General features: G+C 68.1%; 28 protein-coding genes. 11 read left to right on the top strand and 17 right to left on the bottom strand.

Going from position 1 to position 24,611, the window contains the following annotated elements; genetic code table 11:
- Window positions 1–2: 2 nt before the first annotated feature.
- Together ALI144C_RS29160 and ALI144C_RS29155 are read right to left on the bottom strand one after the other, a co-directional pair.
- Complete coding sequence (locus tag ALI144C_RS29160; protein ID WP_076990365.1) at window positions 3–806, bottom strand: ABC transporter permease; 804 nt, start codon at window positions 804–806, stop codon at window positions 3–5.
- On the bottom strand, window positions 803–1,750 hold the full coding sequence (locus tag ALI144C_RS29155; protein WP_076990364.1) for an ATP-binding cassette domain-containing protein: 948 nt from the start codon (window positions 1,748–1,750) through the stop codon (window positions 803–805). The genes ALI144C_RS29160 and ALI144C_RS29155 overlap by 4 nt, the downstream gene beginning before the upstream one ends.
- Before the next feature lie 98 nt (window positions 1,751–1,848).
- Between ALI144C_RS29155 and ALI144C_RS29150 the strand changes: the two genes are divergently transcribed.
- Complete coding sequence (locus tag ALI144C_RS29150) at window positions 1,849–2,814, top strand: endonuclease/exonuclease/phosphatase family protein (RefSeq protein WP_143230934.1); 966 nt, start codon at window positions 1,849–1,851, stop codon at window positions 2,812–2,814.
- Here ALI144C_RS29150 and ALI144C_RS29145 read toward each other — a convergent pair.
- Both ALI144C_RS29145 and ALI144C_RS29140 read right to left on the bottom strand, forming a co-directional pair.
- A complete protein-coding gene (locus ALI144C_RS29145) occupies window positions 2,801–3,613 on the bottom strand; it encodes an SIR2 family NAD-dependent protein deacylase (protein WP_076990363.1) in 813 nt (270 codons plus the stop codon). The genes ALI144C_RS29150 and ALI144C_RS29145 overlap by 14 nt on opposite strands.
- The gene (locus ALI144C_RS29140) at window positions 3,610–3,918 is read right to left on the bottom strand and encodes an antibiotic biosynthesis monooxygenase family protein (protein WP_076990362.1); all 309 of its coding nucleotides are present in this window, start codon (window positions 3,916–3,918) and stop codon (window positions 3,610–3,612) included. The genes ALI144C_RS29145 and ALI144C_RS29140 overlap by 4 nt, the downstream gene beginning before the upstream one ends.
- A gap of 36 nt (window positions 3,919–3,954) precedes the next feature.
- Here ALI144C_RS29140 and ALI144C_RS29135 point away from each other — a divergent pair, with 36 nt between their 5' ends.
- Window positions 3,955–4,476: a 2'-5' RNA ligase family protein gene (locus ALI144C_RS29135; protein ID WP_076990361.1), complete on the top strand. Its 522-nt coding sequence runs from the start codon at window positions 3,955–3,957 to the stop codon at window positions 4,474–4,476.
- On the opposite strand, the gene ALI144C_RS29130 is transcribed toward ALI144C_RS29135, so the two are convergent.
- The gene (locus ALI144C_RS29130; RefSeq protein WP_076990360.1) at window positions 4,469–5,212 is read right to left on the bottom strand and encodes an alpha/beta fold hydrolase; all 744 of its coding nucleotides are present in this window, start codon (window positions 5,210–5,212) and stop codon (window positions 4,469–4,471) included. The two genes, ALI144C_RS29135 and ALI144C_RS29130, sit on opposite strands and share 8 nt — an antisense overlap.
- A 40-nt stretch (window positions 5,213–5,252) precedes the next feature.
- On the opposite strand from ALI144C_RS29130, the gene ALI144C_RS29125 reads away from it, so the two are divergent.
- Window positions 5,253–6,716 (top strand): M1 family metallopeptidase, encoded by a 1,464-nt coding sequence (locus tag ALI144C_RS29125; protein WP_076990359.1) that lies wholly within the window; start codon window positions 5,253–5,255, stop codon window positions 6,714–6,716.
- Between the two features lie 40 nt (window positions 6,717–6,756).
- On the opposite strand, the gene ALI144C_RS29120 is transcribed toward ALI144C_RS29125, so the two are convergent.
- The 3 genes from ALI144C_RS29120 to ALI144C_RS53600 form a co-directional block, all read right to left on the bottom strand.
- A complete protein-coding gene (locus ALI144C_RS29120) occupies window positions 6,757–7,626 on the bottom strand; it encodes an A/G-specific adenine glycosylase (protein WP_076990358.1) in 870 nt (289 codons plus the stop codon).
- 14 nt (window positions 7,627–7,640) lie between these two features.
- Window positions 7,641–8,132 carry a beta-class carbonic anhydrase gene (locus tag ALI144C_RS29115; RefSeq protein ID WP_076990357.1) on the bottom strand — a complete coding sequence of 164 codons (492 nt, stop codon included), beginning with the start codon at window positions 8,130–8,132 and terminating at the stop codon, window positions 7,641–7,643.
- Window positions 8,133–8,281: 149 nt separating this feature from the next.
- Window positions 8,282–8,569, bottom strand: a complete 288-nt coding sequence (locus ALI144C_RS53600) for a hypothetical protein (RefSeq protein WP_083753474.1) — start codon at window positions 8,567–8,569, stop codon at window positions 8,282–8,284.
- Between ALI144C_RS53600 and ALI144C_RS53595 the strand changes: the two genes are divergently transcribed.
- Window positions 8,568–8,939 (top strand): hypothetical protein, encoded by a 372-nt coding sequence (locus ALI144C_RS53595; RefSeq protein ID WP_083753473.1) that lies wholly within the window; start codon window positions 8,568–8,570, stop codon window positions 8,937–8,939. The genes ALI144C_RS53600 and ALI144C_RS53595 overlap by 2 nt on opposite strands.
- 18 nt (window positions 8,940–8,957) lie before the next feature.
- Here ALI144C_RS53595 and ALI144C_RS29105 read toward each other — a convergent pair whose 3' ends face one another.
- A complete protein-coding gene (locus tag ALI144C_RS29105; protein ID WP_076990355.1) occupies window positions 8,958–10,058 on the bottom strand; it encodes a LacI family DNA-binding transcriptional regulator in 1,101 nt (366 codons plus the stop codon).
- Between the two features lie 268 nt (window positions 10,059–10,326).
- On the opposite strand from ALI144C_RS29105, the gene ALI144C_RS29100 reads away from it, so the two are divergent.
- The 4 genes from ALI144C_RS29100 (at window position 10,327) to ALI144C_RS29085 (ending at window position 14,105) form a co-directional block, all read left to right on the top strand.
- Window positions 10,327–11,427: an ABC transporter ATP-binding protein gene (locus tag ALI144C_RS29100; RefSeq protein ID WP_076990354.1), complete on the top strand. Its 1,101-nt coding sequence runs from the start codon at window positions 10,327–10,329 to the stop codon at window positions 11,425–11,427.
- A 151-nt stretch (window positions 11,428–11,578) separates the two neighbouring features.
- Window positions 11,579–12,472, top strand: coding sequence for a metal ABC transporter solute-binding protein, Zn/Mn family (locus tag ALI144C_RS29095; protein WP_076990353.1), 894 nt, complete (start codon window positions 11,579–11,581; stop codon window positions 12,470–12,472).
- A complete protein-coding gene (locus ALI144C_RS29090; protein ID WP_076990352.1) occupies window positions 12,451–13,272 on the top strand; it encodes a metal ABC transporter ATP-binding protein in 822 nt (273 codons plus the stop codon). The genes ALI144C_RS29095 and ALI144C_RS29090 overlap by 22 nt, the downstream gene beginning before the upstream one ends.
- Window positions 13,272–14,105 (top strand): metal ABC transporter permease, encoded by an 834-nt coding sequence (locus tag ALI144C_RS29085; RefSeq protein ID WP_076990351.1) that lies wholly within the window; start codon window positions 13,272–13,274, stop codon window positions 14,103–14,105. The genes ALI144C_RS29090 and ALI144C_RS29085 overlap by 1 nt, the downstream gene beginning before the upstream one ends.
- Window position 14,106: 1 nt before the next feature.
- Here ALI144C_RS29085 and ALI144C_RS29080 read toward each other — a convergent pair whose 3' ends face one another.
- A complete protein-coding gene (locus ALI144C_RS29080) occupies window positions 14,107–15,294 on the bottom strand; it encodes a DUF445 domain-containing protein (protein WP_076990529.1) in 1,188 nt (395 codons plus the stop codon).
- A 157-nt stretch (window positions 15,295–15,451) separates the two neighbouring features.
- Here ALI144C_RS29080 and ALI144C_RS29075 point away from each other — a divergent pair, with 157 nt between their 5' ends.
- Genes ALI144C_RS29075 through ALI144C_RS29065 form a run of 3 tightly spaced genes read left to right on the top strand, consistent with a single transcriptional unit; the run spans window position 15,452 to window position 18,418 of the window.
- Window positions 15,452–16,390 (top strand): oxygenase MpaB family protein, encoded by a 939-nt coding sequence (locus ALI144C_RS29075; protein ID WP_076990350.1) that lies wholly within the window; start codon window positions 15,452–15,454, stop codon window positions 16,388–16,390.
- A 48-nt stretch (window positions 16,391–16,438) separates the two neighbouring features.
- Window positions 16,439–17,614 carry a DUF445 domain-containing protein gene (locus ALI144C_RS29070; RefSeq protein WP_076990528.1) on the top strand — a complete coding sequence of 392 codons (1,176 nt, stop codon included), beginning with the start codon at window positions 16,439–16,441 and terminating at the stop codon, window positions 17,612–17,614.
- A 57-nt stretch (window positions 17,615–17,671) separates the two neighbouring features.
- On the top strand, window positions 17,672–18,418 hold the full coding sequence (locus tag ALI144C_RS29065) for an SDR family NAD(P)-dependent oxidoreductase (RefSeq protein ID WP_076990349.1): 747 nt from the start codon (window positions 17,672–17,674) through the stop codon (window positions 18,416–18,418).
- Window positions 18,419–18,432: 14 nt separating this feature from the next.
- Here the strand turns inward: ALI144C_RS29065 and ALI144C_RS29060 are convergent, their stop codons facing one another.
- From ALI144C_RS29060 to ALI144C_RS29030, 7 genes are all read right to left on the bottom strand, one after another.
- Window positions 18,433–19,866 carry an MBOAT family O-acyltransferase gene (locus tag ALI144C_RS29060; protein WP_076990348.1) on the bottom strand — a complete coding sequence of 478 codons (1,434 nt, stop codon included), beginning with the start codon at window positions 19,864–19,866 and terminating at the stop codon, window positions 18,433–18,435.
- A gap of 173 nt (window positions 19,867–20,039) precedes the next feature.
- Window positions 20,040–21,002, bottom strand: coding sequence for a 23S rRNA (guanosine(2251)-2'-O)-methyltransferase RlmB (gene rlmB, locus ALI144C_RS29055; RefSeq protein ID WP_076990347.1), 963 nt, complete (start codon window positions 21,000–21,002; stop codon window positions 20,040–20,042).
- A gap of 1 nt (window position 21,003) precedes the next feature.
- Window positions 21,004–22,395, bottom strand: coding sequence for a cysteine--tRNA ligase (gene cysS / locus ALI144C_RS29050; protein ID WP_076990346.1), 1,392 nt, complete (start codon window positions 22,393–22,395; stop codon window positions 21,004–21,006).
- Window positions 22,396–22,426: 31 nt separating this feature from the next.
- Entirely contained in the window at window positions 22,427–23,092 is a 666-nt protein-coding gene (locus ALI144C_RS29045) for an HAD family hydrolase (RefSeq protein WP_076990345.1), read from the bottom strand.
- 54 nt (window positions 23,093–23,146) lie between these two features.
- Window positions 23,147–23,542, bottom strand: coding sequence for a PPOX class F420-dependent oxidoreductase (locus ALI144C_RS29040; RefSeq protein WP_076990344.1), 396 nt, complete (start codon window positions 23,540–23,542; stop codon window positions 23,147–23,149).
- Between the two features lie 10 nt (window positions 23,543–23,552).
- On the bottom strand, window positions 23,553–24,056 hold the full coding sequence (gene ispF / locus ALI144C_RS29035) for a 2-C-methyl-D-erythritol 2,4-cyclodiphosphate synthase (protein ID WP_076990343.1): 504 nt from the start codon (window positions 24,054–24,056) through the stop codon (window positions 23,553–23,555).
- A complete protein-coding gene (locus ALI144C_RS29030; protein WP_269086710.1) occupies window positions 24,053–24,571 on the bottom strand; it encodes an IspD/TarI family cytidylyltransferase in 519 nt (172 codons plus the stop codon). The genes ispF and ALI144C_RS29030 overlap by 4 nt, the downstream gene beginning before the upstream one ends.
- Window positions 24,572–24,611 lie beyond the last annotated feature (40 nt).

Below are 24,611 nucleotides of genomic sequence, written 5' to 3'. Positions count from 1 at the left end.
GCTCAGCGCATCCGGCGCCGGTACGTGACCATCGCCAACGGGTAGAACACCGCGACGAACCCGGCCATCCACGCCAGCGTGCCCAGCAGCGGGCCGCCGACCGGGCCGCCGGTCAGCAGGCCGCGGTTGACCTCGGCCAGCAGGCTCACCGGCTGGATGTCGGCGAACGCCTTCAGCCAGTCGGGCAGGGTGTTGGTCTGCACGAACACGTTGCTGGCGAAACCCAACGGCATGATGAACGCGACCATCACGCCGGGAACCGCCTGCGGCGACTTGACCAGCATGCCGACCCACGCCGAGATCCAGCACAAGCACAGTCCGAACGCGACAGTCATGGCCACGGCGAGCACCGCCGACGCCGGGTCCGTCGTGATGTCGAAACCGAGGATCAGGCCGAACACCAACAGGATTGACGACGACGCGACGTACCGGATCACGTCGCCGAGCACCGCGCCGAACAGCGGCGCCGAGCGGGCGATCGGCATGCTGCGGAACCGGTCGAACACACCCTTGGTGATGTCCGTGCACAGCCCCACCCCCGTGCCGAGGGTGGCGAACAGGATGGTCTGCGCCATCATGCCGGGCAGCAGCATCTGCAGGTACGCGTCCCGATCGCCGCCCCCGATCGCGCCGCCGAACAGGTACACGAACATCAGCAGCATGATCAACGGCATGATCGTGACGTCGAGCAGCTGCTCCGGGCTCTTGAGCGTCTTGCGGAGGTTGCGTCCGGCAAGGACCATGCCGTGCGCGAGCGCCTTGACCGGGCCGACGGACGTGGTCGGGACGGCAATCGCGGTGGTCATGCCCTTGCTCCTTCCTTGCTACCGGTGATCGCGAGGAACACCTCGTCCAGGCTGGCCAGTCGCAGGCCGAGTTCGTCGACGCCGACACCCGCCTCGTCCAGCCGCTTGATCACGGCGGACACCAGCATCGTGTCGTCAACCGGGGTGTTGAGCACGCCGCTGTCGACGTCCCTCGACGGCTGCGCCCCGGTCAGGTCGAGCAGGATCTTCGCGACGATCTCGATGTCGTCCCGGTTGGTCGGCCTGACCTGCAGGGTCTGGCCGCTGATCTTGCGCTTCAACTCGCCGGGCGTGCCGTCCGCGACCACGCGGCCGTGGTCGAACACGGTGATGCGGTCAGCGAGCTGGTCGGCTTCCTCCAGGTACTGCGTGGTCAGCAGGACGGTCACGCCTTCGTCGGCGAGCCTGCGCACGATGTCCCACACCTCGTTGCGGCTGTGCGGGTCCAACCCGGTCGTCGGCTCGTCCAGGTACAGCACGCGTGGCCTGCCGACCAGGCTCGCCGCCAGGTCGAGCCGCCTGCGCATACCGCCCGAGTACGTCTTGACCGGGCGGTCGGCCGCCTCGCTCAGGTCGAACCGGGCGAGCAGTTCGGCGCCGCGCGTCCGGGCGTCCGCTTTGGACATGTCGAGCAGGCGGCCGATCAGGACGAGGTTGTCGCGGCCGGACAGGTCCTCGTCGACCGAGGCGTACTGCCCGGTCAGGCCGATCAGGCCACGGACCGCGACCGGATCGCGCAGCACGTCGTAACCACCTACTCGGGCGGTACCGGCGTCAGGACGTAACAGTGTCGCCAAGATGCGGACCGCGGTGGTCTTGCCCGCGCCGTTGGGCCCCAGCACACCCAGGATCTTTCCCGCGGGCACTGTCAGGTCCACGCCGTCGAGCGCGGTTGTCTCCCCGTAGCGTTTGACCAGGCCCTCGGCTTCGATCGCGTTGGACACCTTGTCCCCCTCTCATCATTTGCCGTGGCCACTGTGCGGCGCGCCGCTGTCGAGCCGCGCACAGGACGCTGTCAGGAGCTTTCGGGCAAGCTGGTGTCGTGACAGTGGAGCTGAAGGGGCCTCGACCGCCGGTCAGGACGTGGATCGTCGCGGCGTGGGCGGTGCCGTCGGTGCTCTTCACGGCGTTCGCGGCGCTTCGGCTGCTGGGGGTGACCGGCAACCGGTACATAATCGCCACGGTCGCGTTGACGCCGTACATCGGCGTTGTCGGGCTGGTGCTCGGCGTTGTCGGCCTTTTCATGCGCCGCTGGATCTTCGGTGGCGTGGTGCTCGCGTTCGCGATGATCGTCAGCGCCGCTGTCGTGCCACGCATGGTCTCCCACGAACAGTCCACGGTGTTCGGGCCACGACTGACCGTGATGACAGCGAATCTGTACGTCGGCCGAGCCGATGCCGTGGCAGTGCTCGACATGGTCCGGCGCAACGACGTGGAAGTGCTCAGCATGCAGGAACTCAGCCCGGCGATGGTCCAGGACCTCGACCGGGCCGGCATCGACCGCGTGCTGCCGTACCGGCTGTTCGAGCCGCAGCGCGGCGGGGCGGGGTCCGGACTGGCGTCGAGATATCCGCTGCGTCCGACCAAGATCGCGGACCCGGCGACGTTCGCGCAGCCCAGCGCGATCGTCGACCTGCCTGGCGTGGTCGACCCCGAGGTGCTCGTGGTGCACGCCGTGCCGGGGGTGGACGACGCGGCCACCTGGAAGGCGGAACTGGCCGAGATGCCCGGCGCGACCACCAAGGACAAGCCGAGGATGCTGATCGGCGATTTCAACGCCACGCTCGACCACCCGGACCTGCGGGACGTGATCAGCCGCGGCTACGTCGACGTGGCGCAGCAGCACGGCAGCGGGCTGACGCCGACGTGGCCGGCGGGGATCTGGCCGCCGCCGGTCACGCTCGACCACTTCCTCGTCGACTCGCGCTGTGCCGTCGTCGACTACCAGGTGTTCGACCTGCCGGGCAGCGACCACCGGGCCGCGGTGGCCGTGCTCAACCTGCCTTGACCAGCTCGTCCAGTGCGGTCAGCGCGGCGAGTGCGCCGAGCGGCAACGAGACCCCGCGGCCGTGCCGGATCTCCGGTTCGCGCGGGTTGACCCGGATCAGCGCGCCGGTGCGGGCCGACGCCAGTTCGGACATCCGGCGGACGGTCGGGACCGCGTTGCCCGCGCCGAGTTCGATCACCACGAGGTTGTCCTGCCGCGTCCGCCAGCGCGACACCTCCGCCAGCACCGCCTCGCTGCGCGCGGGCTGCCAGTCGTAGTCGCCGAACATCAGGATGTTCGGCCTGGCAAGGGTTCCGCACGCCGGGCAGCTGGGTAGGTCGCCGCCCGCCCGCATGCTGTCCTCGTCGATGCCGACGTCCGGCCCGGCAGGCCAGATCGGCTGTCCACAGTGGTCGAAGCACTGCAGGTGGTGGATCGAGCCGTGCACCTCGGCGACATGGTCGTCGGCGAACCCGGCGCGCTGGAACTGGCCGTCCACATTGGAGGTGAACACCCTGGTCGGTTTGCCCCAGGCGCGGATGATCCCAAACCCCTGGTGCGGTTGGGTTTCCCGGTACAGCCGCAGCCGGTGGCCGTAGAAACCCCATGCCAGCCCGGGATCTTCACGGAAGTGCACCGGGTCGGCGAGCTCGTGGAAGCTCATGCCGAGTCGCTCGTACGGCGGGTACGCGCGCCAGAAGCCTTCGTCACCGCGGAAATCCGGTAAGCCGGAGTCCACACCCATCCCGGCACCCGCGCACACCAGTAACGCACTCGCGCCGCGGATCAGGTCCGCGGCGCGTTCCAGCTCTGAACTCACTCCGGTTTGATCATCTCGACGACCTCGAACTCCAGCAGGCTCGACCCGGTGGCGACCGGCTTGTCGCTCGGCGGGCCCGAGTGCGCCTTCATCGACGGACCCGCACGCCACGCGTTGAACGCCTCGTCGCTCTCCCAGTGCGTCACCACGAAGTAGCGGGTGTCACCGCTGACCGGGCGCAGCAACTCGAACCCGAGAAAGCCGGGGGAGTCCTTGATGGTGCTGGCCCTGGCCGCGAACCGCTTCTCCAGTTCGGTGCCGTCGCCCTCGGGGACCTCGATCGCGTTGATCTTCACGACTGCCATGTGCCCCAGCGTACTGACACGGCATGATGGGCAGCTATGGCTCACACGGTGGCTGTGTTCTTCGACGACGAGGCGGAACGCGCGGTCAGGGCGCTGTGGCGCAGGCTCGACCAGGCCGGAGTGCCGAGCCTGGCCGGCCACCCGAACGGCCGCTGGGCGCCGCGTGTGACGTTCGCCGCCGCCAAGCAGATCCCGCGCGGAGCCCGTGACCTGCTCAAGGACGAACTGCGCACGCTGGCCATCCCCAACCTGTGGCTGTCCAACCTCGGCACGTTCCCGAGCACGGAGAACGTGCTGATGCTCGGCGCGGTCGTCGACGCGGAGCTGCTGGCCGTACACTCCGCGATCCACGACGTGCTCGCCGGGCGCGTGCAGTCGCCGCAGGCCTACTGGCTGCCCGGCTCGTGGACGCCGCACTGCACGCTCGCCCAAGGCGTCGAGCACCACAAGCTGACCGAGGGCTTCGCCGCGCTGCACCCCGTCGACCGGATCGAGGCGCGCGTGGACCACGTCGTGATCGTGGACACGCAGACCGCCGAGGTCGAGATCGTCAAGTGAGTGATGACAGGAACGCTTCCACCGCGCCCCGGTAGATCTCCGGCTGGTCGCGGTGCACCACGTGCCCCGAGCCGGGGACGACGATGTGCTTGCCGCCACCGGGTGAACGCAGCGGCATCTCGCTCATCTGGCCGGGCGGCATGGCGCTGGTCTCCGCCTCGATCGCCAGCATCGGGCACTGGACCTTCTCGACCAGGTCCCAGTAGTCCCGTTCGCCCCATTCGTTCGCGATCGGGTAGAGCCGCTCCAGGTCGGCGATCAGGTGGTAGCCGTCCGCGCGTTCCTCGAAGCACTCGACGAAGTGGTCGCCGTACCGGCCGAAGAACTCCTTGACGTGCGCGAGCGCCTGGAACGGCACCGGCCACGACTCGAAGTACGACTTCCACTCGTCCACGGTCTTGCCGGTCTGGTCGGGGGCCATGTCCTCGACCACGATGCCCTTGACCAGCTCGGGATGGGTCGCGGCCAGCGCCCACGCGTGCAGGCCGCCCATCGAGTGCCCGATCACCACCGACGGGCCGAGCTCACGCACGACCTCGGCCGCGTCGGCCACGAAGTCCTCGGTACGCCCGGTCTGGACGGGGTTGCGGCCGTGCGCGCGGGCGTCGATGCCGACGACGCGGCCGTAGCGGGTCAGCCACTGCGCGACCGGCCACCAGATGGTCGCCCGGCCCATCAGCCCGTGCAGCAGCAGGATGCCCTGGCCACGGCCACCGAACTCGACCACATTCCGCATTCGACCTCATCCTCACACCGCGTTCGTTACGTTAGGCCGCATGGACCACCCACGCCGCCGTTTCGCCGCGATCCTCGTCGCGACATCCATCTTGGTCGTGGGGTGCACCAGCTCACCACCGGACAACTCGGCGCAGCAGCCGCAACCGCAGCCGCAGCCGGGCCAGCCCCCCGCCGCCTCTTCGGCGGACGGCGCCGGTGACCCGTACTACCCGAAGGACGGCAACGGCGGGTACGACGTCGCCGACTACAACGTCTCGATCAGCTACGACCCGGCGACCGGGATCCTCGACGGCGACACGACCATCTCCGCCAAGGCCACAGCCGAGCTGACGAAGTTCAACCTCGACCTGATCGGCTTCGAGGTCACGGCGGTCGACGTGGACGGCAAACCCGCGAAGGCCGGCCGTGAGGGCGAGCACGAGCTCGTGATCACGCCGCCGTCGCCGGTGGCCAAGGACGCCACGTTCAGCACCCGCGTGCGCTACAAGGGCAAGCCGGAGATGCAGGACGACGGTCAGCTCGGCACGAACGGCTGGCAGAAGACCAAGTCCGGCGGGGCGTTCGTGGCGGGCGAGCCGCACTCGGCGACGTTCTGGTTCCCCGCCAACGACCACCCGCGCGACAAGGCCACGTTCCGGCTCAGCGCGCGCGTGCCGTCGGCCTGGTCGGTGGTGTCCATCGGCCGCGAGGAGCCCAGCACCACCGACAACGGCTGGACCACGTTCCGCTGGGTCGAGCAGACGCGGCTGGCCACGTACCTGACCACGGTCGCGATCGACAAGTGGACGTTCGACCGCTCGGCGCTGTCCGACGGCACACCGGTGGTCAGCGCGTACGCACCCGGGGTGGAGAACAAGAAACAGCTCGAATCGCGGCTGCCCGAAATCCTGGAGTTCCTCAGCTCGAAATTCGGCCCGTACCCGCAGAAAGCGGCGGGCGGGATCTACCTGAACGAGGACATCGGGTTCGCACTGGAAACGCAGGGCAGGCCCATCTACGCCAAATGGTCGAACCTCGAGACCGTCGTGCACGAGAACGCGCACCAGTGGTTCGGCGATTCCGTGTCGGTGGACACGTGGGCGGATATCTGCCTGAACGAGTGTTTCGCCAGTTATGCGCAATGGCTGTGGGCGGAGGCGAAGGACAGCAAGCAGAACCTGGACCAGCGTTACCGCTCGGCCGTCGACAAGGTGCGCACCCGTGAGGCGTACTGGGCCAACAAGCTGTACGGAATGGGCGCGGGCAACGAGTTCCACGGCGTGTACGACAAGGGCATCCTCGCGATGCACGCCCTGCGCAGGCAGCTCGGCGAGGACGCCTTCAACCGGGTGCTGAAGGAATGGCCTGCCACGCGCAAGGACAGCAACGCGTCCTGGCCGCAGTTCGAGGAGTTCGTGCAGAAGATCGCCAACCAGGACCTGCGCGGCTTCTTCGACGCCTGGTTTCGCGGCGACAAGATCCCCGCCGACCAGTACCTCTACCCCGGCTCCCTGCGCGGCTGAGCTCGGGAGTGTTACCGGGGTTCCAACCCGGATAAAACACTCACGAGTGTTCGCCTGGGAGGGCGAAGAGGCCGCTGGTTGTCTGCTCCATCAGGCCGTCGACCAGCAGTGAGTCCAGGCAGCGGTCGCGTTGTGACGAATCCGCCCACACCGCGTCCAGCCTGGCGCGTTCGACCGGGCCGTCGGTGCCCCGCAGGACGTCCAGCAGCAGGCCGCGGACCTGGCGGTCGGTTCCGGCGAACCGCTGCACCGGCTTGAGCGGGCCCGCGTACTCGGGCCTGCCTGCCAGCTGCCACGCGCAGTCTGCCAACAGTGGACAGTCGACGCAGCGCGGGTTCTTCGCCGTGCACACCAAGGCGCCGAGTTCCATCAGCGCGATGGACATCGTCGCGGCCGGTTGGTCCTCGTGGGGGAGGAGTTTCTCCACGTCCGCCATGTCGCGGGCGTTCGACGCCGGGCCCGCGTCGCCCGCGCCGTGCACCGCGCGGGCGACCACGCGCCGGACGTTCGTGTCGACGACCGGCGCGCGCTGACCGTAGGCGAAAACCGCCACCGCGCGGGCGGTGTACGCCCCGATTCCCGGCAACGCGAGCAGCGTGTCTACATCGGACGGAACCACGTCGCCGTGGTCACGGGCGATCACGCCCGCGGCCTCGTGCAGCCGCAGCGCCCTGCGGGGGTAGCCGAGTTTCCCCCACGCCCGCACGACTTCACCCTGCGAGACGGCGGCGAGCCCGGACGGCAGCGGCCACCGCGCCATCCACTCCAGCCAGATCGGCTCGACCCGGGAGACCGGCGTCTGCTGCAGCATGATCTCGCTGACCAGCACGCCCCACGCGGTCGTGCCCGGCCGGCGCCACGGCAGGTCACGCTTGTTGTTCAGGTACCAGTCGATCAACAGTTCGTCCATCGACTGGAATTCTCTCAGACGACCTCGGTGAGCTCGCCGGTGTGCACGTCGTAGACGAAGCCGCGGACCGTGTCGGTGTGCGGGAGGTAGATCGCGTGCCGCACCCGGTTCATCGACGTCCGGACGCTGTCCTTGACCTCGCGGAACGCCTCGACCGACCACGTCGGCCGCAGCCCGCTGGCTTCTTCGAGCTCGTCCTTGAAGCCGTCCTCGGTGACCGTCTGCAGCCCGCAGTTGCTGTGCTGGACGATCATCACCTCGCGGGTGCCGAGTTTGCGCTGGCTCAGCGCCAGCGACCGGATCACGTCGTCGGTGACCACACCGCCCGCGTTGCGCAGCACGTGCGCCTCGCCCTCGGCCAGCCCGAAAATGGCGAAGACCCGGATGCGGGCGTCCATGCAAGTCAGCAACGCGACGCGCATCGACGGCTGCGGTGTGGAGCGGTCGCCGAGCTGACGCTCAGTGAGTCCGGCATTACGGCGCAACAACTCATCGATGGCACTCATACCCTCGATGGAACCCGAGTCGGCCCGGCGGCGCAATTGTCTGTAGATGGACATCACGCGACGAACTCAACCCGATCTAGTGAAGGTAAGATCCACAACTCACGCGAGCCGTGGAGTTAGTTTTCCCACATGAATGAGCCAACGTCTATCTATTGGCGTCGGCGCATGGTCGCTATCGGCGGCGTGGTTGTCGCGCTTATGGTGCTCGGCTGGGCCGCCGGTGGATTCTTCGGCGACGGGACAGAGGTCGAGGACACGAACGCGAGCGCGTGGAATTCACAGCCGCCGTCCAGCCCGCCACCGCCGCCCCCGCCGGGGTCGACGGCCGGGTCGTCGACCAGCTCGGCGCCCGCTCCGACGGTGAGCACCCCGGCGACGACCACGTCACCGCCCCCGCCTCCGCCGGACCCCACTCTGCCGTGCGCGGACACAGCCATGCAGGTCACCGTGGAACTGGGCGCGCCCCAGTACAGAGTCGGCCAGCGGCCGGTGCTGAGACTCGTGATCGCCAACGCCGGTGCCGTGCCGTGTACCCGCGACATCAGCCGGGCGCTGCGCGAGGTCCTCGTGACCTCTGTGGACGGTGTGAACCGGCTGTGGTCGAGCAAGGACTGCTACGGCTCGAGCCAGCCGGACCTGCGGATCATGCAGGCGGGCGAACGCCAGCAGTTCGAGGTGAAGTGGGCGGGCAGGACGTCCGCGCCCGGGTGCCCGGCGAAACGCACGACAGTCCAGGCGGGCACGTACAGCGTGATCGGCAAACTGGGCCCGCTGACGAGCCCGGCCGTGCCGCTGGCGTTGGTCTAGGTCGCTTCAAGACACGACTTAGGGCCCGAACCACCGCTCCTCGGCGGTCCGGGGAGCGGCGGCGGTCGTGCCGGTCAGGAACTCGGTCTCCAGAGTGATGCTGCGGGGCCGGGTCCGCTCGGACGGGCTCAGCAGCAGGCGGCCCGCGGCCTTGCCCTTCTCCAGCACGGGCTGGCGGACGGTCGTCAGGCCGACGCGCTCGGCCTCGGCGATGCCGTCGAACCCGGTGACCGTCAGGTCCTGCGGGACGCGCAGGCCCCGGCGCCGCGCCTCGGCGAGCGCGCCAAGGGCGAGGATGTCCGAGGTGCAGATCAGCGCGGTCAGTTGGGAGTCCGAGTCCAGCAGTTGGGCCGCGGCCGACGCGCCCATCGCGCTGCTGTGGTCGAAACGCTCGACGACCGGGACCGAAGCCCACTCCACGCCGACCGTCGCGAACGCCGCCGCCAGCCCGCCGAGCCGGGTGCGCTGGACGTGGAAGTGGGCGTTCTGCTGGCGGTCGACGGGCGCGAACCCGTCGTTGCGGTCGCGGGCCAGCCGCATGCAGACCACGCCGATGCGGCGGTGGCCGAGTGCGATCAGCTTCTTGGCCAGTTCGGTGATGGCCGTGCCGTCGTCGATGCCGACGCGGTCGACGCCTTCGATGTGCGGCTGGTCGGCGATCACTGTCGGTACAGGGCGGGAGAGCACGGCGGCCAGGTGCGGGTCGTCGTCGGGCACCGAGTAGACGACGAAACCGTCCACTCCGGCCCGGTGCACTGCCGCGACGTCTTCGCGCTCGGGGTTCACCGGCACCAGGTGCAGGCCCTGGCCCGCGCCTTCGCACGCCAGCGCGAGCCCTTCGAGGAAACCGAGGGCGGCCGGGTCGCGGAAGGCGTACGAGAGGTTCTCGGTGAGCAGCAGGCCCACCGCTCCGGCCTTGCGGGTGCGCAGTGATCGGGCCACCGGGTCGGGACCCGGGTAGCCCAGCCGTCTGGCGGTCTCGAGGACCCTTCTGCGAAGCTCTGGAGACAGCTGGTCGGGCCGGTTGTAGGCATTCGACACCGTTGTCCGGGAGACCCCCAGTTCGGCCGCCAGCGAGGCCAGCGTCGCCGGTCGCCGTACATGTATTGACCGCGCCATGCGGTGACGGTAACGGTTCAGAACCAATTGCAGAAGTCCGCCGAGGGGTGACTAGATCACTTCGTTGTTTCCCGAGGTCCCGGCCGCGAAATTCCACCTGTTGGTCTAGACCATTTGAAAGGCTCATCGAGCCTGGTAGGAACCTCGCGTAGCAGTGGGTAACCGGTTACTTTGGTCTACACCACTTCGATACGCGCTGATGGCTGACGTTTTCCCAAAACCCAGCTACGGTGAGCGAGAACACAGCAGTAACCGAAGGGAACAACACATGGCCGAGGTCTCGTACGTGGGCGCGTCCAGGGTGTTCGCCGGCAGTCCGCCGGTGCGCGCCGTGGACCAGCTAGACCTGGATGTCGCCGACGGCGAGTTCCTGGTTCTGGTCGGACCGTCCGGGTCTGGCAAGTCGACGGCGTTGCGGATGCTCGCCGGGCTCGAGGACGTCGACGAGGGGACGATCCAGATCGGCAGCAAGGACGTCACCAACGTGCCGCCCAAGGGCAGGGACATCGCCATGGTGTTCCAGTCCTACGCGCTCTACCCGCACATGACGGTCGCCGAGAACATGGGCTTCGCGTTGAAGCTGCGCGGCACCCCCAAGCCGCAGATCAAGGAGAAGGTGGCCGAGGCGGCCGCCATGCTCGACCTCACCAAGTACCTCGACCGCAAGCCGAAGGCCCTCTCGGGTGGCCAGCGGCAGCGTGTCGCCATGGGTCGCGCGATCGTGCGTGAGCCGAGCGTCTTCCTGATGGACGAGCCGCTGTCCAACCTGGACGCCAAGCTGCGCGTGGAGACCCGCGCCAACATCGCGGCACTGCAGCAGCGCCTCGGCACGACCACCATCTACGTCACCCACGACCAGGTCGAGGCCATGACGATGGGACACCGCGTCGCGGTGCTCAAGGACGGCCTGCTGCAGCAGTGCGACACCCCGCGCGCTCTGTACGACAAGCCCGCCAACGCTTTCGTGGCCGGGTTCATCGGCTCACCCGCGATGAACCTCAAGACCGTGCCGCTGGCCTCCGAGGGCGCCAAGCTCGACGGTGTCGTCGTCCCGCTGGAGCGCGCCGCGCTGTCCGCCGCACAGAGCGCGGGCCTGACCACCGTGACGTTCGGCATCCGTCCGGAGTCGCTGCGCCTGGCCAGTGTCGAGGAGCAGGGCATCGACATGACCGTCGAGCTGGTCGAGGAGCTCGGTGCCGACGCGCTCGTGCACGGCGCTGTGAAGATCGGTGACGGCTCCGAGCGCTTCGTCGTGCGTGTCGACGGCCGTACGCCGCCGCAGCTGGGCCAGAACGTCAAGATCGCGGTGCGCGACGCCAGCGAGGTGCACCTGTTCCACCCGGAGACGGGCGAGCGTCTCGTCGGCTGAAACAGCCTGACAGACCCCTGAGCGACCCCCGCCGACCTGGCGGGGGTCGCTTTCTGTAGTGGGCATCACTCGAATGGCGGAATCCTTTCGGCCGACGTGTTGTAGTCTGGGTGAAGACGACAACGGTTTCCATTTCCATGCAGGAGTACGCATGAGCGCCCGACTCATTGGTTCGATAGCGGCAGTGGCTCTGGTAGTGGCGGGTTGCGGGTCGTCACCGGGCGCCGATCCCCAGCAGCCAGGCGGCAAGGTCGCCGTGGTCGCCTCGACGAACGTGTGGGGCAGCGTGGCGCAGGCGGTGGGCGGCGACCAGGTCGACGTCAAGTCGATCCTCAAGGACCCGTCGGCCGACCCGCACTCGTACTCCAGCAGCGCGACCGACGCGACCGAGCTGAAGAACGCCAAGGTCGCGGTCTACAACGGCGGCGGCTACGACGACTTCTTCACCGGGATGGTGAACGAGTCCGGCAAGGACGCTCGCAAGGTCGTCGCGTTCGACCTCTCCGGCAAGCCGGAGGGCGGCAACGAGCACGTCTGGTACGACCTGCCGACGGTCAAGAAGGTCGCCGACAAGATCGCCGAGGAGCTCGGCGCCGTCGCACCGGACCGCAAGGACGCGTTCACCAAGAACGCGCAGGCGTTCAACGGCAAGCTCGACGAGCTGACCGCCAAGGCAGCGCGGATCGGCAAGGCCAAGCCCGGACTCCAGGTCGTCGTCACCGAGCCGGTGCCCGAGTACCTGCTGCAGGCCGCGGGCGTGAAGGACGCGACGCCGGAGGCGTTCACCAAGGCCGTCGAGGAGGAGACCGACCCGCCTGCCACGGCCATCGCGCAGACGACCGACTTGGTCAAGAACAAGCAGGTCGCCGCGCTGGTCAATAATGAGCAGACCGAGACGCCGGTGACCAACCAGCTGGGAGACGCCGCGAAGGCGGCCGGGATCCCGGTCGTGCAGGTCACCGAGACCTTGCCTGAGGGTGTCGGCGGCTACGTCGACTGGATGACGAAGCAGGTGGATGACCTATCCAGCGCGCTGACGAGGTAACCAAGACGCAGGCGCCCTCGCGCGTCGCTCTGCGGGGCGCGCAGCTGTCCTACGGCAAGCGTGAACTCTGGTCCGGCCTGGACCTGCGGCTCGAGCAAGGCGAGTTCGTCGCCGTGCTCGGACCGAACGGCTCAGGAAAGACAAGCCTGTTGCGCGTGCTGCTCGGCTTGCAGAAGCTCACCGGTGGCACGATCGACATGCCGGAAGGCACGGGCATCGGCTACATCCCGCAGCAGCGGGCGCTCGACCCGACGATCACACTGCGTGGTCGTGACCTGGTGTCCCTGGGCTACGACGGACACCGCTGGGGCGTCGGCCTCAAGGGCAGGCGCGACCGAAATCGCCGCGTGGACGAGGCGATCGAAGCGGTCGGCGCGGAGCAGTTCGCCAACCGGCCCGTCGGCCTGCTCAGCGGCGGCGAACAGCAACGACTGCGAGTAGCCCAGGCGCTTGTCTGCGACCCCGACGTGCTGCTCTGCGACGAGCCACTGCTGTCGCTCGACCTCGCGCACCAACAGGCCGTCAGCCAGCTGATCGACAAGCGCCGCCGGGACGCGGGAACGTCGGTGCTGTTCGTGACACACGAGATCAACCCGATCCTCCCGCTGGTCGACCGAGTGCTCTACCTGGTGGACGGGAGGTTCCGGATCGGCACGCCGGACGAGGTGATGACCACCGAGGCGCTGACCGAGCTCTACCGGACGAGGATCGACGTGGTCAGGGTCCGCGGGCAGATCATCGTGGTCGGCGCGCAAGGAGTGGTCGAGTCCGACCAGCCACATCACGTGCAGGTGGACTGATGGACAAGTTCTTCGACTTCGACAAGACCATCGAAGTGCTGCAGTACGACTTCGTGCGCAACGCGCTGATCGCCGCGGCGATCCTCGGGCTGCTCGCCGGAGTGCTGGGGCCGTTGATAGTCAGCCGCAACATGGCGTTCTCGGTGCACGGAACCAGCGAGCTGGCCGTGACGGGCGGAGCGGCGGCGTTGCTGCTGGGAATAGGTGTCGGCTACGGCGCGCTGGCCGGATCGATCATCGCGGCACTGGTGCTCGGCGTACTGGCACGCAGGGGTTCCGAGCACGACTCGGTGATCGGCGTGGTGCTGGCCTTCGGTCTCGGCCTCGGTGTGCTGTTCCTGTGGATGTACCCGGGACGCGCGTCGAACAGGTTCGGCCTGCTGTTCGGCCAGATAGTCAGCACGGACTCGACATCGATCGTGCTGCTGTCGGTGTGCGCGGTGGTGGTGCTCGCGGTGCTGGCGGTCATCTACCGGCCGTTGATGTTCGCGTCGGTGGACCCGGACGTGGCGAAGGCACGCGGTGTGCCGACAGGTGTGCTGTCGCCGATCTTCGCCGTGCTGGTCGGTGTCGCGACCGCGTTGGGCGTGCAGACCGTGGGCGCGTTGCTGGTGTTGGCATTGATGGTGACACCTGCGGCCGCTGCCTGCCGGATAACCGCAAGCCCTTTGCGGGCAACGATTCTCTCGGTGGTGTTCGCCGAAGTGGCGGTGCTCGGCGGAATCGTGCTGTCACTCTCGCCCGGTGTGCCGGTCAGCGCGTTCGTCACGGCGATCTCGTTCCTGATCTACGTCGGTGCACGAGTGTTCTCGAAGGTCCGCGCCGCGGCCTGAGCTAGTGCAGTAGCAGGACCTGCACCTCGCCGACAGCGAATCCGATGATCGCGCCGACCGCGATGAGCTTCCACTCGTCGCGGCGGAACGCGGGCCGCAGCAGTTCCTCGTACTCGACGCGGGTCAGGTCACGCATCTTGGTGGCGATCGTGTTGCCCACGTCGAGCGTTTCGGTCAGGTAGTCCTCGGCGTGCTTGATCGTGTCGGGCAGGCGTTCGATCGCCAGTGCTGCCGCTTCCTGCTTCATCGCGTCGAGACGGCGCTGACCGATCGCGGTGGCCACCAGTGGTTTGGCGAGCCTGGCCTGGTTGTCCACCGCCTCACGGACGACTCGTTCCACCAGTGTCCTCAGCCGGTCCGCTCTTGGTCCATTGAGGATGGATTCGAGGATGTTCGGCACCGTCACGACTTCGCGGGCCACCAGCGCCCCGTACTGCTCGGCCACCTCGTCCCGGCGCTTCTGGAAGACGCCCTGGAGCCCGAGTCTGCGCTCTCTCGGGAAGAACACCAGTTTGATCGCCAGCCAGTCGGTGAACCAGCCGATGCACATCCCGAACAGCGGCAGCACCAGCGGTTGTTTCGTCAGGGCCCACACCAGGGTCTGCACGACACCGAGCGCGAACCCGAACCAGATTCCACTGCGGGCGATGAACGCCATCTCCGGCCTGGACACGTCCTTGATCAGCCGGACCATCAGCGCGGGATCGCGGCGCAGCACGTCGACCGCGAGTTCCTTGATGTCCAGCACCTGGTCGACGGTGTCCTGCAGCGTCTCGACGATCCTGCGGACCGCGTCCGGTGCCCCGGCCTGGACCTGCTTGACGATCACGTCCTGGGCCAGCACCGGCAGCGTCTCCCACAGCCCCGGGTGGTGCTTGGCCATCACCGTGCGGGTGATCGCGTCCACTTCGATCAGCAGCGCGGTCTCGAGCTCTTCGGCGAGCCGGACCGCGTCGACCCGGGCGAACACCTCACGCGCGTCGACGAGCCGGGTGGTCAGCATCTCGGCGGCGATCCGGATCATCCGTTCCGCGTTGCGCGGGACCACCCCTTGCCAGCCAAGGAAAGTGTGCGGGATGCCGACGAACCGCAGCGGCCGGAACATCATCTCGATGGCGATCCGTTTGGTGACGTAGCCCAGCGCCGCCGCGACGAACGGCATCGCCACGTACACCACCCAGTCGGCCATGGTGATCACCGTAGCGACTCGGCCTCACGGCAGCCTTCCGGCGGCATGTACACCCCCGCGTGTCACCGTTGACACAACCGTTCTCGATCCGTTGACACCACCCGGCACGGATGAGACATTGAAACAAACATGGCCACTTTGTCTCAGGGAGGCCTCAGTGCTGGTTTCACGACTGCTGGATCTCGGCGACCTGGTGACGATGGGCAACCTCAAGCGGGGCATAGCTGTGACCTGGGCCAAGTCGCTCAACGCGGACCAACTGCCCGGCGAGCAGTACACCGGCCCACCAGGCGACCCCGGGTTGTTCGGCCCCGAGTCGGTCATGTGGTATGTCCACGACGACCCGTCCGGAGTGGTCGGTGGCGTGATGGGCCTGATCCTCGGCTCCCTGCACGAGCCCACCATGCACGGCACCAACAGGCACTCGGTGTACAAGGACGACCCGCTCGGCAGGCTCGGGCGCACGGTCTCGTTCGTCAACACCATGTGCTGGGCCAGTACCCCGGTTGCCGAGAAGATGGCGCAGACCGTGCGCCGCATGCACAAACACGTGCACGGCACAATGCCCGACGGTCGTCCGTACGACGCGTCCGCGTCCCCGCACCTGATCTGGACCGGCGTGACCCAGGCATACGGGATCATCCAGGCCCACCTGCGCTACCACCCGGACCCGGTGTCAGCGGCCGACGTCGACCGGTACTTCGCGGAGTACGCCGTGATCACCGAGATGCTCGGCGCGACGGACGTGCCCAAGACCGCAGCGGACGTGGAAACGTACTTCGAGCAGATGCGCCCGCAGTTGACCTTCTCCGAGGAGACGGCCGAGGTCGTCGACTTCTTCACCGGCCCGATCGGCCGCACCCCGGTCGCCCGCGCGGGCAGCAAACTGCTCAACAAGGCCGCGTTCGACCTGCTGCCGCCATGGGCCAAACGCCTCTACCGGTTGCCGGACGACCCGGTCGACCAGGCGGTCAGACGCCGTTCACTCAAGGTGTTGCTGCAGATGCTGCGCGACAGCGTCGGCGAGTCGCAGATCAAAACCGAAGCACTCGCCCGTGCCCGGGCCCGCACGCGGGTACTGTCACACACCGGGTAGCACGCGGAGGAGGCCGTCCTGATTCCACAGTGGGTGGTCTACGTCTCGATGCCGTTCATCGCGGCGGTGATCGGCTACGTCACCAAGCGCGTCGCGATCGAGATGATGTACCGGCCACTGGAGTTCGTCGGCGTCAGGGGCACGTTCATCGGCTGGCAGGGCGTGATCCCGCGCAACGCGCACCGGATGGCCAGCGTCGCGATGGAACTGCTGACCACCAACCTGATCCGGCCGAAGGAGATCTTCGCGCGGCTCGACCCCGAGCGCGTCGCCGAGGAGTTGCGTGAGCCGCTGCTGCGCGCGGTCGAGGACGTGACCCGTGAGCTGATGGCCGAATACCAGCCGCAGCTGTGGGAGATGCTGCCGACGGGCGCGCAGGAACGGCTGATCCGGCAGATCCAGGCGGACGCCCCGCGCGTGGTCGAGAACCTGATGCGCCAGATCGCGGGCAACATCGAGGAAGTACTCGACGTCCGCGACATGGCCGTACGAAACCTCGTGCGCGACAAGGCATTGCTCAACCGGCTGATCAGGGGCACCGCCCAGCCGGAGATGCGATTCATCGCGCACTCGGGGATATATTTCGGTTTCGTCATCGGTCTCGTGCAGCTCGGCGCGTGGGCGTTGACGCACAACCCGTGGATCATGCCGATCTTCGGTGGGCTGACCGGGTGGCTGACCGACTGGCTCGCCCTGAAGATGATCTTCTTCCCGCGTGCGCCGAAGAAGTTCCTGTTCCTCACGTGGCAGGGGATGTTCCAGCGCCGCCGGATGGAGGTCGCCCGCGACTACGGCGACATGATCGCCCGCGAGGTGCTGACCGTCCAGAACGTCCTCGAAGCCGTGCTGACCGGCCCGAAGTCGGACAAGCTCTTCCTGTTGGTGCAGCGCGAGGTCCAGCGCGCGATCGACACGCAGGTCAGCCTCGTCAAGCCGTTGGTCGTGCTGACTGTGGGCTCACGCCGGTACCAGGAGATGAAGAAGCGGGCCGCCGCCCGGGCCATCGAGCTGCTGCCGGCGACCGTGCAGCACGTCGAGGAGTACGCCAGCAACGCGTTGGACGTACGCAACACGATCATCACGCAGATGCAGCAGCTCACCCCGATCCAGTACGAAGGCCTGCTGCGGCCCGCGTTCCGGCAGGACGAGTGGAAGCTGATCGCGGTGGGCGCGGTGATCGGCTTCCTCGTCGGTGAGCTCCAGGTGCTGTTCCTGCTGCACTGAAACGCCGTGGCGGAAAGGCGCCAGCACTCCTTGCCTGAGCAAGCTTCTATTGAGGACATGAACACAGCAGCAGGCAAGGTCGCACTGATCACGGGCGGCAGCAGGGGAATCGGCGCGGCGACCGCGATCCGGCTCGCCGAGGACGGCGCCGACATCGCGTTCACCTACTCGCAGAGCGCGGACCGGGCCGCCGAGGTGGTCGATCGGATCAAGGCAGTCGGCCGTCGCGCACTGGCGATCCAGGCCGACAGCGCGTCGTCGGCAGCCGTGCGGGACGCGGTTTCCCAGACCGTCGCGGAGTTCGGGCGGCTCGACATCCTCGTCAACAACGCGGGCATCGGCGTGCTCGCGCCCATCCACGAACTGACGCTCGCGGATGTCGACCGCACCTTGGACATCAACGTGAAAGGCGCGTTCGTCGCATCACAGGCAGCCGCCGAGCACATGGCCGACGGCGGCAGGATCATCACGATCGGCAGTTGCGTCGGGCCACGCGTGGCCGGACCGGGGGCGTCGCTCTACTCGCTCAGCAAGACCGCGTTGGTCGGCCTGACCAAGGGCCTGGCACGGGACCTCGGCGGACGGGGGATCACCGCGAACCTGATCAACCCCGGCCCGATCGACACCGAGATGAACCCGGCCGGTGCCGAGAACCCCACGGCCGACTGGCAGCGCGGCTATGTCGCGCTCGGCAAGTACGGCGAGACCGAGGACATCGCAGCCGCGGTGTCCTACCTGGCAGGCGAATCCGGCCGATACGTCTCCGGCGCCGAACTCGCCGTCGACGGCGGTTTCGCCGTGTAAGAGCTCGTGAGTGCCTAGAATTGGTTGTACAGGAACGGGCTGAACGTTCCGGAGGCGACCAGGATGGCGGCGTAGGCCAGACCCACGGTCATCACGCCGACGCGCACGATGGTGGCGGGCCTGCTGCGGGAGGACTCGATCAGCGGTCCCGTCACCGGCTGCGCGGGCATGAACAGGATCGCCAGCGCGGCGATCATGACCAGCAGGCGCTGGTTGGTCAGCGCGCTCTCGGCGATGTCGGTCAGCCCGTCGAAGTCCGGCAGGAACATGTGGCCGACCATGGCCGACGCGCTGGTCATGTCGTCCGCGCGGAAGTACACCCAGCCGATCACCACGAGGAACATCGTCAGCGCGCGGCGGGCGATCCGGGGGCCGCGGCGGGCCGGGGCGTGCTCGAGGTTGAAGCCCCGCTCGACGATCAGCAGCGCGCCGTGGAACAGCCCCCACACGAGGAACGTCCAGTTCGCGCCGTGCCAGAACCCGGTCAGTACGAACACGACGCACAGGTTGCGGTACGTCTTCGCGGCGCCGTGCCGGTTGCCGCCCAGCGGGATGTACACGTAGTCGCGGAACCACCGCGACAGCGACATGTGCCAGCGCCGCCAGAACTCGGTGATGGTCACCGACGAGTACGGCCGGGCGAAGTTCTCCGGCAGCCGGAAACCGAGCATCCGCCCGAGGCCGATGGCCATGTCCGAGTAGCCGGAGAAGTCGAAGTACAGCTGCAGCGTGTACGCGATCGCGCCGAGCCACGCGATCGAGAACGTCATCTGGTCGTCCGGCGTGGCGAAACAGGCGCTCACGAACGGCGACAGCGAGTCCGCGATGATCACTTTCTTGCACATGCCCAGCGCGAAGCGGGGAAAGCCCGACGCGATGTCGTCGAGCCGGTGGCTGCGCTGCTGCGGCAGCTGGTCGGCGATCTCCCTGTACCGCACGATCGGGCCCGCGACCAACTGCGGGAACATCGCGATGTACGCCACGAACGACACCGGGTTTCGTGCCGCGTGCCGTTCACCGCGGTAGATGTCCACCGCGTACGAGATGTGGTGGAACGTGTAGAACGAGATGCCGATCGGCAGCGCCAGGTGCGTGACCGGGAAGTCGCCGCCGAAGACCCGCGCCAGCGCGGCGAGCTGCTCGGTGGCGAACCCGGCGTACTTCCAGATCGCCAGGATCGCCAGGTCGAACGCGATCACCGAGAACAGGATCGTTCGTCGCCGCCTGCGGTTGCGATCCCACTGGTCCGGTTCGATGAACGGCCCGGCGACGAAGTTGACCACCATCGTGGTCAGCAGCAGCCAGGTGTCCGCGCCCGCGGCGGTCGCGTAGAAGAACAGGCTCGCGACCGCGATGATGCCGTTCCGCCAGCTGCGTGGCGCCACCAGGATGGCGACCAGTACCACTGGCATGAAGTACCAGAGGAACAGCGGCGTGGCGAAGGACATCGACAACCTCGTTGGTAGGACAGGGCCTCGGTGACCCTATCCGACCAAATGGGTGAACGGTGCGGTGTTGGATAGCCTCGCTGTGCGCGGGTGGGCCGTGGGTGGGTGCAACAAAGGCCACATTGGTTGCACCCAGCGCACCGAAGGCCACATTGGTTGCACAGGTCAGCGTGCTAGACGCGTCCCGCCATTCGGCGCCTGCGGGCCACTTCGGCGAGGACGACGCTGGTGGCGACCGAGGCGTTCAGCGACTCGACGTTCGCGGCCATCGGGATCGACACCGTCTCGTCGCAGCGCTCACGGACGAGCCTGCTCAGGCCGCGTCCCTCGGAGCCGACGACGACCACGAGCGGGCCGTTGGCCAGTTCCAGGTCGTCGATGGTGATGGAGCCGTCCGCGTCGAGGCCGACGACCATCAGGCCGGTGTCGGCCCAGTCCTTCAGCGTCCGCGTGAGGTTCGTCGCAACGGCAACCGGCAGCTTGGCCGCCATGCCCGCGCTCGTCCGCCACGCCACAGCGGTGATGCTGGCGCTGCGCCGCTGGGGCACGACCACGCCGTGCGCGCCGAACGCGGCGGCGGAGCGGATCACGGCACCGAGGTTGCGCGGGTCCGTGACGCCGTCCAGCGCCACGAGCAGCGCGTCCTCGCCGGAGTTCTTCGCCGCTTCGAGCAGGTCGTCCGGGTGGGCGTACTCGTAGGGCGGGATCTGCAGCGAGATGCCCTGGTGCACGGCGTTGTTCGTGAGCTTGTCCAGCTCGGGCCGGGAGACCTCCAGCACCGAGATGCCACGGTCGGCCGCCATCCGGACCGCCTCGGTGACGCGGTCGTCCGCGTCCACGCCGAGCGCCACGTACAGCGCGGTCGCGGGGACCTCGGCACGCAGGCACTCGAGGACCGGGTTGCGCCCGGCCACCAGTTCCGACGTGGGGCCGCTGTCGCGGCGGTTGTCCTGGCGCTTCTGCTGTGTCGGCGCGCCGGGCTTGCGGTACGCCTTGTGGTTCGGGCGCTCGTGCGCCTTGGGCGTCGGGCCCTTGCCTTCCAGGCCCTTGCGCCGCTGGCCACCTGAGCCGACAACCGCGCCCTTCTTGGTACCCGCCTTGCGCATCGCGCCTTTACGCCTTGAGTTGCCGGCCACGCTAACTGTCCTTCAATGTCCAGAGTGGACCGTCGGGGGTGTCCTCGACGGTGATGCCGGCGGTGAGCAGGCGGTCGCGCACCGCGTCGGCGGCGGCGAAGTCGCGCTCCTTGCGGGCCCGCTGCCGCTCCTCCAGCAGGGCGTCGACGAGCGACGCCAGCGCGTTGCGGTGCGCGGCGTCCGTTGTGGACTCCTCCGACCACTTGTCCGACAACGGATCGAGCCCGAGGACGCCCATCATCGCGCGCACGGCCGAAGCCGATGCGCTGGCCTCGTTGTCCTGATTGGACGACAACGCGATGTTGCCTTCCCTGACCACCTTGTGCACGACCGCGATCGCCGCGGGTGTGCCGAGGTCGTCGTCCATCGCCGCCGCGAACTCCGCGGGCACGGCGCCCGGCTCGACCGCGCCGAGCCTGCCGGTCACGTTGCGCACGAACGTCTCGATCCGCCCGTACGCCGCGACCGCCTCGTGCAGCGCGTCCATGGAGTAGTCGATCATCGACCGGTAGTGCGGCGTCACCAGGTAGTACCGCAGTTCGGGCGCGCGGACCTGGTCGAGCATCGCCGGGATGGAGACGACGTTGCCCAACGACTTGGCCATCTTCTCGCCCGCCATGGTCACCCACGCGTTGTGCAGCCAGTACCGGGCGAACCCGTCCCCGGCCGCGTGCGACTGGGCCTGCTCGTTCTCGTGGTGCGGGAAGATCAGGTCGATCCCGCCGCCGTGGATGTCGAACTCGCCGCCGAGGTAGGCCGTGGCCATCGCCGAGCACTCCAGGTGCCAGCCGGGACGGCCCGGTCCCCACGGCGTCGGCCACGACGGCTCGCCGGGCTTGGCGGACTTCCACAACGTGAAGTCGCGGCTGTCGCGCTTGCCCGTCGCCGCGCTCTCGCCCTGCTGGACCTCTTCCAGCTTCTGCCCGGACAACGCGCCGTACTGGGGGAACGTGCCGACCGCGAAGTAGACGTCACCGGCGGCGGCGTACGCGTGCCCCTTGTCGATCAGCCGCTGCATCAGCTCGACCATCTGGGTCATGTGCCCGGTCGCGCGCGGCATGTACGACGGCGGCAAGCAGCCGAGCGCCTCGTACGCGTCCTCGAACGCGCGCTCGTGCGTCTGCGCCCACTCCCACCACGGCCTGCCCGCGTCGGCGGCCTTGGCCAGGATCTTGTCGTCGATGTCCGTGACGTTGCGAACCATCGTCACGTCCAGCCCGCCATGGGCCAGCCACCGGCGCAGGACGTCGTAGTTGAGGGCGCCGCGGACATGACCTATGTGCGGAATGCCCTGCACAGTGGCCCCACACACGTAGATGGACGCCGTTCCGTTCCGCGCGGGGTGGAACTCCCGCGTGCTCCGGGTCGCCGTGTCATACAGGTGAAGGCTCACGCACAGATGGTACGGGAGCGCCCGAACGGGTTTACCAACCGTTCTCCGCGAGAACATCCAGCAGGGCGTGGGGGCGCTGCCCGATCGGCAACGGGTCGACGAACGCGACCGCACAGCCGATCTTGGCCGCGCCGCCGTCGGCTTCCTCGCTGTCGCCGATCATCAGCACCTGCTCCGGCGCCACCCCGAGGCGCTGGCACGCCACGGTGAACAACCGGGCGTCCGGCTTGATCGAACCCTCCTGATAGGACAGTACGAACTCGCTGACCAGGTCGGCTATCCCGATCCGTTCGAACGTCGGCCGGATGTCCCACGCGATGTTGGACACCACGCCGACCGGGATCCCGGCGTCGGCCAGCTTCCGCACCGCCGCCGCTGTGTCCGGGTACGGCTCCCAGTTGGCGGTGTCCAGCATCCGGTCGTAGAGCAGCTCCGGGTTGCCCACACCGGACGCGGTCAGCACCGCGAGGTAGAGCTCCCGGTGCAGCGGCGGGTCGAGGTCACGACGCTCCCAGCCGTCGTACAGGTGCTCCGGCAGTCCCTCCGGACGGCCGGTCGGCGCCGTCATCCGGCGCATGATCTCGGCCTGCCGCTCGCCGTCGAGCAGGTTGCCGTCCCTGTCGGTCAGCCCGGTCAGGTCCGGCTCCAACCGGAACAGCGTGCCGGAGAAGTCGAAGAGCACCGCGTTGATCGTCATGGTTTCCAGGCTATGCGCCGGGCGGTCGCGACCGCCCGGCCTTTTCGGCACGATTCAGAGCGCGTAGCCGGTCAGCTTCGCCGGGGTGATCCGCACGATCACGCGGACGTTGTCCGTGCCCTGGTCACCCGTGTACTCGTCACCGGTGTACTTGTGGGACAGGGCGTTGATCAGCTCGGGCCCGCCTTCCTCGGTGAACGTCACCGTGCCGCGCGCCTCGAAGTAGTTGTACGGGTTCTCGTGGTCGACGACCGTGATGCTCACCCGCGGGTCGCGGCGCAGGTTGCGGTCCTTCAACCGGCCCTTCACCGTCGACACGAGCAGGTCGTCGCCGTCGCGGCCGACCCACACGACGGAGGTCTGCGGGCTGCCGTCGGCGTTGATGGTCGCGATCGTCGCGAAGTTCTTGCCGTCCACGATGGTCTTGACTTTGTCTGGGAGTGAGGCCATGGCGGTAAGCCTATGGCGCTTGTTCGTCGTCCACAGAAGTTCCCACACTGGGGACGACCAGCGCACTCGCGATGGCCGCGATGCCCTCACCACGCCCGGTCAGGCCCAGTCCGTCGGTCGTCGTCCCGGATACCGACACGGGCCCGCCGACGGCTTCGGACAGCACCCGTTCGGCCTCCGCGCGGCGCTTGCCGATCCGGGGCTGGTTGCCGATGACCTGCACCGAGGCGTTGCCGACCTGGAACCCGGCGTCGTCGAGCCTGCGGCGGACCTCTGTGAGCAACTCAACGCCGTGCGCACCGGCCCAGCGCGGGTCACCCGTGCCGAACACAGCACCCAGGTCACCGAGACCGGCGGCGCTGAGCAATGCGTCACACAACGCGTGCGCGGCGACGTCGCCATCGGAATGACCTTCGCAACCGTCGACGCCGTCCCACAACAAGCCCGCCATCCAGCAGTCACGACCTGAGGCGATGGGATGGACGTCAGCGGCGGTTCCTACCCGTGGGATCACGGGGTCACGCTAGCGACGTCGATCTCCGTCCGGATGCGCAGCCCGTGGGGGTGACCGTCGACTGTGGTCAGCGGCACGCCCGGGTTGCGCGGGTCCTCAGCCTGGCGGAGCACCTCGATCGGCGCACCGAGCGGCGACTGCATCACCCGCAGCTCGGAGCGGTCCCTGGTGCCGAGGATCCGGCCGTCCGGGCCGACCTGTTTGACCGTGTCGGTCAGCGGCAGGACGGGGACGACGGCCTGCGCGCCACGCTCGAGTTCGGCGACGACCGCCGCGACGACCTCGGGTGGGGTGGCGGCGCGTTCGACGTCGTGGACCAGCGCGAATCTGACGTCCGGGAACATCTCGACGGCTCTGGTGAGCGCGTCATGTGGACTGCCGACGACAACCGTGCAGCCGTCGATCGTGATATCAATGGGGTCAGGCGTACAAACAAAAACGTGCCGCACGCACCCAGCCTGCTGCAAGGTGCGTACGGCACGTTCTGTCAATGGCATGCCTTGTACGGAAATCACGCCGGTCGCCGGCACGACCGCAAGCGCGACGGAACTCTTC

The organism is Actinosynnema sp. ALI-1.44, assembly GCF_001984155.1.
In the GTDB taxonomy this organism is placed as follows: Bacteria; Actinomycetota; Actinomycetes; order Mycobacteriales; family Pseudonocardiaceae; genus Kibdelosporangium.
Note: the sequence above shows the minus strand (reverse complement) of the source record. Positions and strands in the feature narration are given on the sequence as shown.

Excerpts from the sequence above, each read along its gene's own strand:
- ALI144C_RS29160 (WP_076990365.1), bottom strand. The coding sequence starts at position 806 with ATGACCACCGCGATTGCCGTCCCGACCACGTCCGTCGGCCCGGTCAAG.
- ALI144C_RS29140 (WP_076990362.1), bottom strand. The coding sequence starts at position 3,918 with ATGGCAGTCGTGAAGATCAACGCGATCGAGGTCCCCGAGGGCGACGGC.
- ALI144C_RS29135 (WP_076990361.1), top strand. The coding sequence starts at position 3,955 with ATGGCTCACACGGTGGCTGTGTTCTTCGACGACGAGGCGGAACGCGCG.
- ALI144C_RS29130 (WP_076990360.1), bottom strand. The coding sequence starts at position 5,212 with ATGCGGAATGTGGTCGAGTTCGGTGGCCGTGGCCAGGGCATCCTGCTG.
- ALI144C_RS29125 (WP_076990359.1), top strand. The coding sequence starts at position 5,253 with ATGGACCACCCACGCCGCCGTTTCGCCGCGATCCTCGTCGCGACATCC.
- ALI144C_RS29120 (WP_076990358.1), bottom strand. The coding sequence starts at position 7,626 with ATGGACGAACTGTTGATCGACTGGTACCTGAACAACAAGCGTGACCTG.
- ALI144C_RS29115 (WP_076990357.1), bottom strand. The coding sequence starts at position 8,132 with ATGAGTGCCATCGATGAGTTGTTGCGCCGTAATGCCGGACTCACTGAG.
- ALI144C_RS53595 (WP_083753473.1), top strand. The coding sequence starts at position 8,568 with ATGCAGGTCACCGTGGAACTGGGCGCGCCCCAGTACAGAGTCGGCCAG.
- ALI144C_RS53600 (WP_083753474.1), bottom strand. The coding sequence starts at position 8,569 with ATGGCTGTGTCCGCGCACGGCAGAGTGGGGTCCGGCGGAGGCGGGGGC.
- ALI144C_RS29105 (WP_076990355.1), bottom strand. The coding sequence starts at position 10,058 with ATGGCGCGGTCAATACATGTACGGCGACCGGCGACGCTGGCCTCGCTG.
- ALI144C_RS29100 (WP_076990354.1), top strand. The coding sequence starts at position 10,327 with ATGGCCGAGGTCTCGTACGTGGGCGCGTCCAGGGTGTTCGCCGGCAGT.
- ALI144C_RS29095 (WP_076990353.1), top strand. The coding sequence starts at position 11,579 with ATGAGCGCCCGACTCATTGGTTCGATAGCGGCAGTGGCTCTGGTAGTG.
- ALI144C_RS29085 (WP_076990351.1), top strand. The coding sequence starts at position 13,272 with ATGGACAAGTTCTTCGACTTCGACAAGACCATCGAAGTGCTGCAGTAC.
- ALI144C_RS29080 (WP_076990529.1), bottom strand. The coding sequence starts at position 15,294 with ATGGCCGACTGGGTGGTGTACGTGGCGATGCCGTTCGTCGCGGCGGCG.
- ALI144C_RS29070 (WP_076990528.1), top strand. The coding sequence starts at position 16,439 with ATGCCGTTCATCGCGGCGGTGATCGGCTACGTCACCAAGCGCGTCGCG.
- ALI144C_RS29065 (WP_076990349.1), top strand. The coding sequence starts at position 17,672 with ATGAACACAGCAGCAGGCAAGGTCGCACTGATCACGGGCGGCAGCAGG.
- ALI144C_RS29060 (WP_076990348.1), bottom strand. The coding sequence starts at position 19,866 with ATGTCCTTCGCCACGCCGCTGTTCCTCTGGTACTTCATGCCAGTGGTA.
- ALI144C_RS29045 (WP_076990345.1), bottom strand. The coding sequence starts at position 23,092 with ATGACGATCAACGCGGTGCTCTTCGACTTCTCCGGCACGCTGTTCCGG.
- ALI144C_RS29040 (WP_076990344.1), bottom strand. The coding sequence starts at position 23,542 with ATGGCCTCACTCCCAGACAAAGTCAAGACCATCGTGGACGGCAAGAAC.